General features: G+C 59.5%; 10 protein-coding genes and 1 pseudogene. All 11 read left to right on the forward strand.

The genetic code is table 11. The features are described from left to right. Positions 1-12 precede the first annotated feature (12 nt). Positions 13-1,749, forward strand: a complete 1,737-nt coding sequence (locus KDW95_RS18160) for a sensor histidine kinase (RefSeq protein ID WP_255853192.1) — start codon at positions 13-15, stop codon at positions 1,747-1,749. Further along, the gene (locus KDW95_RS18165; RefSeq protein ID WP_255853193.1) at positions 1,746-2,432 is read left to right on the forward strand and encodes a response regulator transcription factor; all 687 of its coding nucleotides are present in this window, start codon (positions 1,746-1,748) and stop codon (positions 2,430-2,432) included. Before KDW95_RS18160 ends, KDW95_RS18165 begins: the two co-directional genes overlap by 4 nt. A gap of 167 nt (positions 2,433-2,599) precedes the next feature. Then, entirely contained in the window at positions 2,600-3,529 is a 930-nt protein-coding gene (locus tag KDW95_RS18170) for a ChaN family lipoprotein (RefSeq protein ID WP_255853194.1), read from the forward strand. A 498-nt stretch (positions 3,530-4,027) separates the two neighbouring features. After that, positions 4,028-4,105 (forward strand): annotated as a pseudogene (locus tag KDW95_RS18175) (zinc-ribbon domain-containing protein); the annotation flags it as partial. A gap of 24 nt (positions 4,106-4,129) precedes the next feature. Beyond that, positions 4,130-6,373: an ATP-binding protein gene (locus KDW95_RS18180; protein ID WP_255856536.1), complete on the forward strand. Its 2,244-nt coding sequence runs from the start codon at positions 4,130-4,132 to the stop codon at positions 6,371-6,373. After that, a complete protein-coding gene (locus KDW95_RS18185) occupies positions 6,316-7,440 on the forward strand; it encodes a hypothetical protein (RefSeq protein WP_255853195.1) in 1,125 nt (374 codons plus the stop codon). Before KDW95_RS18180 ends, KDW95_RS18185 begins: the two co-directional genes overlap by 58 nt. A gap of 137 nt (positions 7,441-7,577) precedes the next feature. Beyond that, positions 7,578-8,606: a LacI family DNA-binding transcriptional regulator gene (locus KDW95_RS18190; RefSeq protein ID WP_255853196.1), complete on the forward strand. Its 1,029-nt coding sequence runs from the start codon at positions 7,578-7,580 to the stop codon at positions 8,604-8,606. A 768-nt stretch (positions 8,607-9,374) separates the two neighbouring features. Next, on the forward strand, positions 9,375-11,798 hold the full coding sequence (locus tag KDW95_RS18195) for a GcvT family protein (protein WP_255853197.1): 2,424 nt from the start codon (positions 9,375-9,377) through the stop codon (positions 11,796-11,798). Between the two features lie 237 nt (positions 11,799-12,035). Further along, positions 12,036-12,788: an electron transfer flavoprotein subunit beta/FixA family protein gene (locus KDW95_RS18200; protein ID WP_255853198.1), complete on the forward strand. Its 753-nt coding sequence runs from the start codon at positions 12,036-12,038 to the stop codon at positions 12,786-12,788. A gap of 11 nt (positions 12,789-12,799) precedes the next feature. Continuing rightward, the gene (locus KDW95_RS18205) at positions 12,800-13,729 is read left to right on the forward strand and encodes an electron transfer flavoprotein subunit alpha/FixB family protein (protein WP_255853199.1); all 930 of its coding nucleotides are present in this window, start codon (positions 12,800-12,802) and stop codon (positions 13,727-13,729) included. A gap of 34 nt (positions 13,730-13,763) precedes the next feature. Next, positions 13,764-14,624 carry a formyltetrahydrofolate deformylase gene (purU, locus tag KDW95_RS18210; protein ID WP_255853200.1) on the forward strand — a complete coding sequence of 287 codons (861 nt, stop codon included), beginning with the start codon at positions 13,764-13,766 and terminating at the stop codon, positions 14,622-14,624. The last annotated feature ends 4 nt before the right edge of the window (positions 14,625-14,628 follow it).

The following is a 14,628-nucleotide window of genomic DNA, read 5'->3' on the forward strand; positions in this document are numbered from 1 at the left end:
ACCCACGAGCCTGTGACCTATCGTGCCCCGCTACTGCTGATGCTGCTGGTACTGCTGCCCGTGCTGCTGCTGGGCTGGCTGGGCCTGCGCCTGCAGCACAACGAGCAGCAGCTGGTGGGGTTGCAGTTGCAGAGCCTGATTGAGCAGCAGCTGCAATCCGTTGACCAGCAGCTGCAGACCCATTTTCGCCAGCTCGAAGGTGTACTGCAGCAACAGGCACAGCATCTGCGCGGCCAGGCTGATCCCGATTACGATGCTGATCAGTTGCGCGCTTTCGTGAAAGGCTCAGCCTATGTGAAGCAGCTGTTCGTGCTTGGCGACGATGGCAGCGAGCGTTTGTTTCCGCCCCGTTTCGGGCCCCTGAGCCAGGCGGAGCAGCGCCTGGTAGAGCAGATGCAGCCGCTGTGGCAGTCTGCGGATCTGTTTCAGCCCACCGCCGCTGACCCGGTAACGTCGTCACCGCCGGCGGTCGACTCTGGCGAGCGCAAGGGCGTCGCCGGTGAGGTCTCGAGTTACCTGGCCCGTGGCCAGCTGCGCGCGCCTTCGGTCCAGGCGGATCTGTCGCTGGCTATGGCCGACAGCGCGAGTCCGGCGGCCAGGGCCGAAGCCTCGCCGGCGTCCGGCCCCTCGGGCTGGATCGCCTGGCATGCCAACAGCGGTTTGATGCAGGTATTCTGGTGGCGCGATGACCAGGGGCGGACCCTGGGGTTTGTACTCAACAGTGCGCGCCTGTTGTCAGATCTGATTAACCGCTTGCCGGAAGGTGGGCAGGGCGATGCTCAGCTCGGCAACGCCGAGATCCGCCTGCTGGACAGCCGTGGCAGCACCCTCTATGGCTGGGGTGAATACCGGGCCCAGGACAAGGCGCAGCAGCTGCTCGGGCTCAGTCACCCGCTGGGCAGCTGGCGACTGGAATACCACGGGCCGGCGGGCAGCGAGGCGGTGGCGCCGGGCTGGCTGACGCTGGGAGTGCCGCTGCTGTTGCTGGCCCTGGGCCTTAGCCTGCTGGGTTATCTGCTGTACCTTGAGCATGGCCGGGAGCTGCGCCTGGCCCGCCAGCGGGTCAATTTCGTTAACCAGGTGTCCCACGAGCTAAAAACCCCGTTGACCAATGTGCGCCTCTACGCCGAAATGCTGCAGGAACGCCTTGCCGACGACGAGCAGGACAAGGGGGTGTTGCGTTACCTGGATGTCATTACCGGCGAGAGCCAGCGTCTTTCCCGGCTGATCGACAATGTGCTGAGCTTTTCCCGTTTGCAGCGCCAGCAGTTGCGACTGCGCTATGAACCCGCCGAGGTGGATGAACAGATCGAACGCATCGTGCAGACCTTCGTGCCCTTGCTGCGCCAGCGCGGTATCGAGGCGCAGTTCAGCGCCGGTATTGGCGCCACGCTGCGTTATGACGCCGGCGCCCTGGAGCAGATTCTGAATAACCTGCTCAGCAACTGTGAAAAATACGCGGCCAACAGCGGCGTGCTGCAGGTGGCCTCATGGCAACAGGGGGCGGATCTCTGTATCCGGGTACAGGACCGGGGGCCGGGGATCGAGGCGGCCGAGCAGCAGCGCATCTTCGAGCCCTTTTATCGCAGCAGCAACAGGCTCACCGATGGCGTGGCGGGCACCGGCATTGGCCTTGGGCTGGCGCGCGAACTTGCCCGCGCCCACGGCGGTGACCTGAGCCTGGAGCCCAGTGCCGAGGGTGCCTGTTTCCTGATTCGCCTGGAGACCAAGCCTGGGGAAAAACCGTGAAAGTACTGATTGCCGAAGATGACCTGAATATCCGTCTGGGCCTGATCGATCTGCTGGAAGCCGAGGGATACTGCTGCCTGGAGGCCGGCGACGGCGATCAGGCCTGGGCACTGTTCGAGCAGCACAGGCCTGACCTGGTGTTGCTGGATATCATGATGCCGGGGCAGGACGGTTACAGCCTGTGCCGGCGCATCCGTCAGCAGGATGCGCAGCTGCCGGTCATCTTCATCAGTGCCAAATCCGAGGAAATCGATCAGGTGCTGGGGCTGGAGCTGGGTGCCGATGACTATATCAAGAAGCCCTTCGGCAGCCGTGAAGTGGTGGCCCGTATCCGGGCGGTGACAAGGCGCTGCCTGGCACGGGGCACCCCTGCCGCTGAAGACGACAGTTTCCAGATGGCGGATCTGCGGGTGCTACCGGCGCAGCTGCGCGCCGAGCGCAATGGCCAGCGCATTGATCTGAGCCTGCGGGACATGAAAATCCTGCAGCTGCTGCACCGCAACCCGGGCCGGGTGCTGAGCCGCGACGAACTCTTCGATGAATGCTGGGGCCGGCACTACCTGCCCAGCAGCCGTACCCTGGATCAGCATATTTCCAAACTGCGCAAGGCCGTGGAGCTCGACCCGCGCAATCCCGCGATCATCGTCACGGTGCACGGAGTCGGCTACCGCTATGATGGCTGAAGGCCTGGTGCCAGAGCTGTCGCTATGCGCCCGGCACGCCAGATCAGTTACCGCGTTTTTTATCTTTGCGCTTTACCGCCACCCTTATCCATTTGCTCTTGGCGGTGTCCTTGTGTTGAGATCATCCTTGCGCCCATCGGTACCCATACGTATCAGGAGCTTGCACGATGCCCATGACTCGAACCGCCATCGCCGCCGCGTTGAGCCTGTGCCTCTGGCTGCCCGGGACCGTTCCCTCGCACGCGGCCGAAGGGGCCGAGCTACGACGCCACCCGGGTGAAATACTCGACCTGAGCACCATGGAAACGCTGTCGCCCAGGGATCTCTACGTCGCGCTCGAGCACAAGAAAATCATCCTCATTGGCGAACAGCACGACAATCCCGAACACCACGCCGTCGAAACCCTGTTGCTGGAAGAGCTGGTGACACCGGGAACCGCCGTGGTATTCGAGATGCTGGGGCCCGGCCTGCCACTGGACAAGCTCGGCATCACCACGTCGAGGAGCGAACTGGAAACTGCGCTCAAGCCGGTGACGCAGCGCTGGGACTGGAACACCTACGGCCCGCTGTTTCATCTGGTGCTGCAGCTGGGCGGGTCGCTGGCCAGCGGCAATCTGGGCCAGGACCAGATAGAGGCACTGTACCAGGGGGAAGACGCCGGCCTGCCGGTGCAGGAAACAGAGTCCCGTGCCGCAGTGACCGGGCAGGTCCGCAAGCATATCGGCAACGCGATCAGTGCACAGCATTGCAAACCGGTGCCAGCAGTGCGGCTCGATCCGATGGTCGAAATTCAGCTGGCCCGGGATGCCCGCATGGCCTCACAGCTCGAACAGCATGCCGGGTACCGGCCGGCATTGCTGCTGGCCGGCGGTTACCACGTACGCAAGGATCTGGGGGTGCCCCGACATCTGAACCGTGACGACAGTGCGGTGGTGATGCTGGCGATGGTGACGGATAGGGGCGAAATCGTCGGCGGCGACGAGTTGCTGTCGAACCAGGTGGCGGACTACCTCTGGTTTACCTCGGCGACCGAGGAGACGGATTATTGCGGCGATACCGGCGCCAGCACCAGCCACGCATCGCCAATGTCCAACTGACGGCGTCGGCGGGTCCTGACGTTCGGTGACGTCCAGCAGAGGGTAACCGAAGGGGGTACTGCCCGGTCCCTGGACAGCGATCAGTGGCGCACTGAACAGCACCTTGTCGGAGTCTGCACCATCTGGCGGCTTACTGAAGCAGCCCAGCCTGCCACTGCGGGCGCCTGCAGAAGGCACGATAACGCCGGAGCCTTTTGCGCGACTGTCCTCTGTGAAGGCGGGACGGGAACCGCCTTTCGTTCGGACTGGAGTCGACGTTCATCAGCCGGCAGCCCCATGACCGCAGCATCCTGCTGCAGTATCAGGATCAGGCCATTGCCCAGGCTGCCGACGGCGCGGGCTATCGGTTTGATGGCTGAGGGCCCGCCAGCGGTTTGTCAGACCCGCATCCATCGTTGTTCGGCTCGGCTATTCTTGTAGCATCGTTTGCGTGCCCGGCGGCCTTCACCGGGCAGCGGACATCAAGCCCGAATATCAGGCGGAGGGCAGCTGAGCCCCATGCACTGCGAGAACTGTGGACAAAACAATGCCCCGGGCGCCCGCTTCTGCGAGCACTGCGGTGGCTCCATGGCCCGTTGCTGCCCGAGATGTGGCCAGGCCGTGAGCGACGCCGCCCGCTTCTGCAATGCCTGTGGCACAGTGCTGGAGGCGCTGCCCGCGACGGCGCGGCAAGACCCTGCAGTACCAGCACCCATCCAGTACACGCCGCCACACCTGGCCGAGCGTATCCTGGCGCAGCAGAGCGCCCGACAGGCCCGGGGCGACCGCGGCGGCGAGCGCAAGACCATCACCGTGCTGTTCGCGGACATGACCGGCTCCACGGCACTCATACAGGACCTGGACCCTGAAGAGGCCCGCCATCTGATCGACCCTGTGCTCGAACTGATGATGGAGGCCGTGCACCACTACGAGGGCTATGTCGCCAAGTCCCTCGGTGATGGCATTCTTGCGCTGTTCGGTGCCCCCATTGCCCATGAAGACCACCCCAGGCGCGCACTGTATGCGGCGCTGCGCATGCAGGAAAGGTTGCGTCTTCACAGTGACCGGGTTCGGCTTGAACAGGGCATACCGCTGCAGGTGCGGGTGGGCATCCATACCGGTGAAGTGGTGGTACGGGAAATCCGTACCGATGACCTGCATACGGACTATGACCCGGTGGGCAACACTATCCATATTGCGGCGCGCATGGAGGGTATCGCCATCCCCGGCACTGTTCTGGTGAGTGAGGCCAGCTACCGGCTGACCGAGGGGTACTTTGATTTCAAGGCGCTGGGGGATACGCGGGTCAAGGGGGTGTCCGAGCCGCTGGCCGTGTATGAGCTGCAGGGACTCGGTGCCCTGCGTACCCGGCTGGAGGTCGCCGCGCGCCGTGGTCTGGCGCGCTTTGTCGGGCGCCAGGCTGAAATGGCGCAGCTGCAGCAGGCCATGGACAAGGCCTGTGCCGGTCATGGGCAGATCGTCGGTGTCGTGGGGGAGCCGGGGGTTGGCAAGTCGCGCCTTTATTACGAGTTCAAGCAGCAGGTGCAGCAGTCATGCCGGGTACTGGAAACTTTTTCGGTGTCCCATGGCAAGGCCTTCGCCTATCTGCCACTGATTGAGCTGTTGAAAAACTACCTGCAGATCAGCGCCAAGGATGATGAGCGGCAAAGGCGCGAGAAGATCACCGGCAAGGTGCTGACGCTGGACCGCGCGCTGGAGGACAGCCTGCCCTATCTGTGTTACCTGCTGGGGGTGGCCGAGCCGGATTCGACGCTCGCGCAGATGGATGGCAAGCTGCGGCGCCAGCGCACCTTCGAGGCGATTCGACAGCTGCTGGTACGCGAGAGTCTTGATCAGCCCCTGGCGCTGATCTTCGAAGACCTGCAGTGGCTGGACCGGGAGACCGAAGCCTTTTTGCGCGTACTCAGCGACGGAGTGCCGGGCGCCCGCATGTTGCTGCTGCTGAACTACCGACCCGAGTATCGGCACGACTGGGGCCAGAAAAGCTGCTACATACAGTTGCGGCTGGACCCGCTGGGTTCGGCAGAAGCCGGGGAGCTGCTGGTGGCATTGCTGGGGGAGGACACAAGCCTGGCGCCGCTAAAACCGCTCATCATGACCCAAACCGAAGGCAACCCCTTTTTTCTTGAAGAGGTGGTGCAGACCCTGGCCGAGGAAGAGGTGCTCAGCGGCGAGCCGGGTCAGTACCGGCTGCAGCAGGCGCCCGCCAATCTGCACATACCCACCACGGTGCAGGGCGTACTGAGCGCCCGCATAGACCGTCTGGCCATGACCGAAAAGGCGCTGCTGCAAACGCTCGCGGTGATCGGCAAGGACTTTCCCTGGAGCCTGGTGCAGCAGGTGGTTGGGCCACCGGAGGATGAGTTGCGCCGCGGTCTGTCCCGTTTGCAGGCCGGGGAGTTTCTCTACGAGCGACCGGCCTTTCCGGAGGTTGAGTACACTTTCAAGCACGGCCTGACGCAGGAGGTGGCCTATGGCTCGCTGCTGCTGGAGCGTCGCAGCCGGCTGCATGAACGTACCGCCCAGGCGATCGAAGCCCTGTTCAGCGACAGCCTCGAGGATCATTGCAGCGAGCTGGCGCATCATTACGGCTGCAGCGGCAATGTCGGCAAGGCGGTGGAGTACCTGCTGCGGGCCGCCAATCAGGCGATGCGTCGTTCATCCGCTCATGAGGCTCTGGCGCACCTCACCCGGCCCGGGTGCAGGCTCTGTTGCCGAACCTGCCGGACACCACGCAGCGCGCTCGGTTTGAACTTGATCTGCAGATCACCCTGGGCCATGTCTGGATGGTCATCCGCGGATTCGGGGCCACGGAGGTTGAAGCGAGCTTTACCCGGGCCATGACCCTGAGTCGTGAACTGGGCGACAGCGGGCAGCTGTTTTCCGCCCTGGTGGCGCTGCGCCGGTTTTATACCCTGCGAGCCGATTTCGCTGCCGCCCAGAATATGGCCGAACAGTTGCTGGCGATGGCAGAGGGTGCCGCGGACCCGGGGCTGCTGGTACAGGCCCATGGTGCCCTGGGGGGGACCTCGCTGTTTCGGGGACAACTGCAAGAGGCGCAGAGACACTGTGAGCAGGTGCTTGCGCTCTATGATGCGCACGAACATGGCAATCATACGTATTTGTACGGTGTTGAGCCGGGGATTCTGGGGCGGATCATCGGTGCCTGGACGCTGTGGTTCCGGGGTTATCCTGACCAGGCGTTACAGCGGTGCCTGGACGCGCTGGAGTTGGCGCAGCAGGTTCCCAACCCCTATACACTGGCCGATCCGATGATCTATCGGGCCGAGCTGCATCAGCTGCGCGGCGAGGCAGAGCAGGCCCGGCAGTGGGCCGAGTCAGTCATCGTGCTGGCGACCGAACATGGTTTTCCCTATTGGCGCGCGCGCGCCGGCATGGTGCAGGGCTGGGCCCTGGCAGAGCAGGGCCAGCCGGCCGAGGGCATAGCGGCCATTCGCCAGGCAATGCTGGATTACCGGGCTACCGGCGGTCAGCTGCTGTTGCCGTACTTTATGGCGCTGCTGGCCGAATCCCTGGGCAAGTCTGGTCAGGTAGAAGAAGCGTTGGCGGTACTCGGTGATGCGCTGGCTATCGTCAAACAGACCGGGGAGGGGCTGTATGCGCCCGAGCTGCATCGCCTGCAAGGGCTGTTTCAGTTGCAGCAACCGGATATCGCAGCAAGCTGTTTTCGCCAGGCCATCGAGCTGGCAGAGGAGCAACACAGCCGTTCGCTGGAGCTGCGCGCGGCGATGGACCTGGCCCGATTACTGGGTCAGCAGGGCCATACGCAGGAGGCTCACGAGCTACTTTCCGCCCGCTACAGGTTTTTTGATGAAGGCTTAGACACCGCGGACCTGCAGGCCGCCAGAGGCTTGCTTGAACAGCTGAATCCCGGACCTGCAAAGGCTTGATGCGTCACTGATCGAACGAGGCCGCCAGGATTTCCGGGAGAATAGCAGAGGGAGGATAAAATACAGGGTTTGACTTTGCTTGATAGTTAATGATATTCATCGGGTCCTGTTTTTGCCTGGCTTTCTGAGATATCTGTATGACAAAAATTACGATTCCATTGGATAATCCAACATTGGATGATGTGGCCCGGCACGCAGATGTATCGCCCGCGACAGTCTCACGCTTTATGAATAACCCCAGTATTGTCAGTGAGCGCAGCAAGAGAAAAATAGAAGAATCAATCAGGGAATTGAGCTACGTGCCCCATGCGGCTGCACGCACACTTGCCTCTAAAAAGTCGCGGATGATCGGGGTTGTCGTACCGTCACTGGACGACGCGCTTTTTGGCCATTTTCTTGAGCTTTTTCATAGTCATATTTCTACGGAAGGTTATACAACGGTTGTCGCCTCTTCGGGTTACTCGTCTGATGAAGAACATATCCAGATCACTCAGATGGTGTCCCATGGCGTGGATGCGCTGCTGCTTGTCGGCCTTGCACGTGATGAATCAGTTTACAGTCTTCTTAATAAAAAGAAGATTCCGTATGCCATAACCTGGGCTACGGATGATCTGGGTGAGCACTCCTGTGTCGGATTCAGTAACCATGATGCGGCTGTTAAAATTACCGAATACCTGATGGATTTAGGTCATCGTCAATTTGCAATGATATCGGGTACTTTGAAAGGCAATGATCGCGCATCCAATCGTCTGCAGGGTGTTCGTGATGCCTTGGCCCGACGCGAGTTGAGTTTGCCGGACGAACTTGTTATCGAAGGACCTATAGGAATTGAACACGGACAAAAGGCATTTAAACTTTTAATGTCTCGCTCGCCTCGGCCTACAGTCATCGTTTGTGGTGCAGATCCCCTGGCCTACGGGGCCATTTTTGAGAGTAAAGTTCTGGGGGTTGAGGTACCGCAAGATGTCTCCATTACCGGATTCGATGATACCTGGCTGGCGGCTCATTTGACGCCAAGCTTGACGACGTTAAGAACACCCCAACAGCAGATGAGCTTGCTCTCTGCGGAATATCTTATCGCCAAGCTCAAAGGCGAGGATGTGGATGTCCCTCCGACGCTGGGTGTCGATTTGGTCGTCCGGGAGTCCTGCTCTAGTCCTGCTTGATCGAACGGAATTTTAGCGTTATTTCCCGCAAAAATCTCCGCAATTACGCCCTGGGTGGCATCTTCGTTGTTGGCCCGGCGGGCAATGCGAACCCCGTCTGTTGACTCAGCAGAATCCAGCACCTCAACGTCCATGCACATGCACATGCGCATCCATGCGAGTGCGGCATGCCGTTACCCAGGACACACAGGTAGGGATTCGTTTTTCGCCAGGTGAATAGCTTTCCTTGAATAGGAAAATCACCCTGCCTCTGGGTGCTTTCAGTGCTGCAGCGCGAAGCTGGCTGAGACCCGAAGGAGTGTCATCTGCTTTGCTGTCGGCGACGGCTGGTACCTTCGGGCGGCAGAAAAATTTCGGCAGTGAAGCTGGCGAAGCTCCCTAACCCGGTAGTGAGTCCAGGATTGCCACACTCAGATTGGCCGCCAGGCGCTTTATATAAAAATCAATGGTTTAGTCCTTGCTGTCGAGAGCTGCAGTGCGCACAAATGGTGCAGTAGCCTCGGATAAATCGGAAAAATGCTCTTTCGGGGTGCATGGATTTTTAAGGTGCCAAGGCTCCATATTCCCAAATGATCTCAAGCGATGTGTCAATATAATTAAAAAAAACAGGCGAAGTGTTGCGCTCCAATGTCAGTGGTGTTAAAAATGAAAGCGCTTTCATTGTTTGGGTGGTTTGGCCTGTCGCATTGAATGAACCTGAAACCAAGCCCCGTTAGTAAGGCCAGCTATATGGGCGGGTGTCGCGAAAACACGCACTAAGGAAAAGTCATGAAGAAGCATTGTAAGGTAGTGATTATTGGTGGTGGAATCGGTGGTTGTAGCACCCTTTACCACTTGACTCGTGAAGGTTTGACTGATGTTGTACTGGTCGAACGAAACGAACTGACATCAGGTACGACCTGGCATTCTGCCGCTCAGGTTACCAACTTTGGTGCAGTCCAGACGATGGTTGGCTTAAAAAGTCATAGCATCAAGCTGTACAAAGAGTTGGCCGCAGATCCTGAAAACCCTATCAACTACCATCATGCTTCCGGCGGCATTCGATTAGCATCAACCCAAGAACATCTTGATGGCTATAAGCACTTTATTTCTCTGGCAAAGGGAATGGGTGTCGACTTTGAATTAATTGATGCGGCTGAATGCGCCAAGCGTCACCCGCTGATTGAAACCCATGAACTTTTGGGTGGCCTCTGGGATCCGCTGGATGGTGATATCGATCCGGCTCAGCTTACCCAGGCACTAGCGCGTGCAGCTCGTAAAGCAGGCGCCGAAATATACCGTCATTGCCCTGTTGAAAATGTCTACCAGAAGCCGAATGGTGAATGGGTCGTTCAAACTGTAAATGGCGATATCACCTGTGAAAAAGTTGTCAATGCCGGTGGTTATCGAGTGAACGAAATCGGTGACATGATTGGGGTTAAGTACCCTGTTATTTCGATGGAGCACATGTACTTTTTGACCGAAGCTATACCTGAAATTCAGGCCTTCGGTAAGCGTGTGCCTTTGCTGCGTGATCCGCTCGACGATTTCTATAGCCGCCAGGAAAAAGACGGTTTGCTGGTAGGTATATACGAGCAGCGTTGCAAAACCTGGGGCATGGACGGTATCGACCCCAACTTTGTTAACGCACTTTGCCCTGATGATCTGGATCGCTGTCTGGATAATATGGAACGCGTCTTCAAACGCATGCCTTGCCTGGAAAGAACCGGTATTCGCAGCATCGTTAACGGCCCAATTACCTATTCTGCCGATGGCAACCCGCTGGTAGGCAAGACCCCTGGCTTCGATAACCTGTATTCCATTATCGGTCTTCGTGCCGGTTTGGGTGAAGGTGGTGGTCACGGCAAAATCCTGGCTGAAATCATCGTGCACGGAGAGTCGGAGTGGGATACCTGGGCGATTGACCCGGCACGTTTCACACGCCATGCGAACACGGAGTTTACTGCCCGCAAAGCGGTGGAAGATTACCAGAACGAATTCCGCTTCCACATGCCGCATGAGTTCCGCCCGGCAGGCCGTTTGGCGAAAACCACGCCAATCTACCCGGTGTTGAAAGAACAGAATGCCGAGTTCGGTGTGGTGAGTGGATGGGAACGGGCGCTGTTCTTCAAGCCTGATGCCGACTTCAAGTTCGAGCACAGCTTCCGCTTCACCGATGTCGAGAAAGTTGTCGCCGACGAAATCAAGGCAGTACACGAGGCTGTCGGCCTGATGGAAGTCAGCGGCTTCAACCGCATCGAAATCAAGGGCCCGGGTGCCGCCGAGTGGCTTGACAGCCTGACGTGCAGCAACGTACCCAAAAAAGTGGGTCGCGTCGGCCTTTGCTACTTCCTGACTGATAAAGGCAATGTGGTCGCTGAAGCCACGCTGGCAAAACTGGCAGAAGATCGTTTCTGGTACGGTTCTGCGGCGGCTTCCGAATATCACGATATGGACTGGCTGCGCAGCCGTCTCCCCAGCGAGGGTGTCGAGCTCGTTCCGATGACCAACTCCCATACGATTCTGGTGGTTTCCGGACCCAAATCCAGGGATCTGTTGGCAAAACTGTCTCCGCGTACCAATTGGTCGAACGAGAGCTTCCCCTGGCTTACCGCCCAGCCGGTATTCATCGGTCATGCAGAAGCCCTTGCCATGCGGGTGAGCTTCAACGGTGAGCTGGGCTGGGAGCTGCATGTGCCCAATGAGCAGCTCTATCTGGCACACCAGCTGATTACGGAAGCAGGCGTCGAGTTCGGCCTCAAGCCGTTTGGTTCCCTGGCGACCGAGTCGATGCGTCTCGAGAAAGGTTATCGTCACTGGAAGGCCGACCTGATCACCGAGTTTGACCCGTTCGAAAGTGACCTGGATCGTTTCGTGAAAATGGACAAGGCGGCAAACTTCCCAGGAAAAGAAGCCCTGCTTGCCAAGGCGGGTACGCCTGCACGACGGAAGTTCGTCACCATGGTCATCGATTGCGAACATGCTACTCCGCATCCCGGCGATTCAGTCTGCGTTGACGGTGCTGTCATTGGCACTATCACCTCGGCAGGATACGGCCACCGGGTGCAGAAGAACATTGCCATGGCCTTTATCGACCCCGCTTATGCAAATGAAGGCACCGAGTTCGACGTAGAGATCATTGGCGAACCGCATAAGGCCAAAGTGATTGCAGGTCAGTTGTTTGATGCTGAAAACGCTCGACTCAGGTCTTAAACCCTGATTTGTTGTGAGTTGAATTTTAATTGAGGTTAATTAATGGCAAGGGCCTTTAAATTATTTCTCGGTTTCAATTCTGTATAGATGATTTTTAAACCGGTGGCAGGATTTGTCGTTGCAGGCGCTGTATTCATGCGGCTTTAAGTCAGGTTTTTCTGGCCTTGCCTGTCACCGGTTTGATGTTTAGATAGCCGTATCGCCAGGCGTTATGCTGGAAGGTTTTCAGGAGGTTTTATGAAAATTTTAGTGGGTGTAAAACGCGTCATTGATTATAACGTTCAAATCAGAGCTAAAGCGGACGGGTCCGCCGTAGAGCTGGAAAACGTCAAGATGGCCATTAATCCCTTCGACGAAGTTGCCGTCGAGGCAGCCGTCCGCTTGAAGGACGAAGGTGTGGCCACGGAAGTTATCGCCGTGTCCATCGGCCCGGAAAAGGCCCAGGAGACCCTGCGCCAGGCACTCGCCATGGGCGCTGACCGTGCCATCCTGGTGCCGCACACCGAAGCTACCGAACCGCTGTCCGTGGCCAAAACCTTCAAGGCGCTGGCCGAGAAAGAGGGTGCAGGCCTGGTAATGCTGGGCAAGCAGGCCATCGATGATGACTGCAACCAGACCGGCCAGATGCTGGCGGCCCTGCTGGGCTGGCCGCAGGGCACCTTTGCCTCGGGCCTTGCGGTCTCGGGCGAGCAGATTGAAGTCACCCGCGAAGTGGACGGTGGCCTGGAGACCGTCGCGCTGAACCTGCCGGCGGTGGTCACCGCGGACCTGCGCCTGAACGAGCCACGCTTTGCGTCCTTGCCGGCCATCATGAAGGCCAAGAAAAAGCCGCTGGACAGCATCGATGCTGCATCGCTGGGGGTCGATCTGAGCCCACGGCTGGAGCTGGTCGGTGTGGTTGAGCCGCCGGTACGCACGACCGGCAGTGTGCTGGTGGCCAGTGCCGCCGAGCTGGTGGAAAAACTCAAACAAGACGCAGCGATCGCTTAAGGAGACGTACCATGACCATTCTTGTCATCGCAGATCACGACAACAACAGCATCGCTTCGTCGACCTTTAACACCCTGGGCGCTGCAGCGCAGATCGGTGGCGACATCGACATCCTGGTTCTGGGGGGCAACTGCGCGGCAGTGACCCAGGCCGCTGCTGCCATCCCGGGTGTGCACCGGGTGCTGAGCGCCGACTGTGAACTGTTCGCCCAGCCCCTGGCTGAAGACATGGCACCGCTGGTGCAGCGCTGCGCCGAAGGCTACAGCCATGTGCTGGCCTCGAACTCGACCTTTGCCAAGAACCTGCTGCCCCGCGTCGCCGCGCTGCTGGATGTACCGCAGATCTCCGATATCAGTGCGGTGATCGATGCCAACACCTTCGAGCGCCCGATCTACGCCGGCAATGCCCTGGCCACCGTGCGCAGCCACGACGCCATCAAGGTCATCACCGTGCGCAGCACCAAGTTCGAGGCCGTGGCGGCCACCGGCGGCAGCGCCGAATGCCTGGCGATTGACGCGCCTGCCGCCCAGGCCCAGGCCCGTTTTGTCAGCCGCACCGAAGCCAAGTCCGGAGGGCCTGAACTGACCACGGCGCGCATCGTTATCTCCGGTGGCCGCGGCATGGGCAACGGCGAGAACTTTGCCCTGCTGGATACGGTCGCCGCCAAGCTCGGCGCGGCGGTGGGTGCGTCCCGCGCCGCGGTCGATGCGGGCTTTGTGCCCAACGACTACCAGGTCGGCCAGACCGGCAAGGTAGTAGCGCCGGATCTGTATATCGCCGTGGGTATTTCCGGTGCCATCCAGCACCTGGCCGGCATGAAGGATTCCAAGATGATCGTGGCGATCAACAAGGATCCGGACGCGCCCATCTTCCAGGTGGCCGACTACGGCATCGTCGGTGACCTGTTCGATATCATGCCAGCGCTCGACGCCGCGCTCTGAGACTCTGATTACCTTTAAACGCATAGGAACCGAGATGAAGAACAAACCTGCATACATTCTAAAAGTCTCTTGCCCCGGCAAGGTCGGCATCGTTGCTGCGGTGGGTAACTTCCTGGCCGATCGTGGCTGCTTTATCAAGGAGTTTCACCAGTTCGATGATCTGGAATCCGGCCGCTTTTTCTCCACCATCGAGTTCGTGTTTGAAGGCAACCAGCAGCCGAGTGTCGAGCAGCTGAAAGCCGCGTTTGAAGTCACGGCGCTGCGCTTTGACATGGAGTGGGAAATTCACGACGCCAACCAGCCGGCCCGCGTGCTGATCATGGTGTCCAAGTACGACCACTGCCTGCGTGACCTGCTGTACCGACGCGCCACCGGCGAGCTCAACATCGAGATATCCGCCATCGTCTCCAACCACGAAGACCTGCGCTACCTGGCCGAGCGCGAAGGGCTGGATTACATCCACCTGCCGGTGACCAAGGAAACCAAGCCGGAGCAGGAAGCCAAGCTGATCGAGATCGTCGAGCAGACCGGCACCGAACTGGTGGTACTGGCGCGCTACATGCAGGTGCTGTCCGACACCCTGTGCCAGCAGCTGGCCGGGCGTTGCATCAACATCCACCACTCCTTCCTGCCAGGCTTCAAGGGTGCCAAGCCCTACTACCAGGCGTACGAGCGCGGCGTGAAACTGATCGGTGCCACCGCCCATTACGTCACCGGTGACCTGGACGAAGGTCCGATCATCGAGCAGATGGTGGAGCGGGTTGACCATGCCCAGGATCCGCAGCACCTGACCCAGGTGGGGCGCGATACCGAAGCCCAGACCCTGGCCCGTGCGGTGAAATACCACGTGCGTCACCGTGTCTTCCAGAACGGCCTTCGCACCGTCGTTTTTTAAATCC

Origin of the sequence: Marinobacterium rhizophilum (assembly GCF_024397915.1) — a bacterium.
Taxonomy (GTDB): Bacteria; Pseudomonadota; Gammaproteobacteria; order Pseudomonadales; family Balneatricaceae; genus Marinobacterium_A; species Marinobacterium_A rhizophilum_A.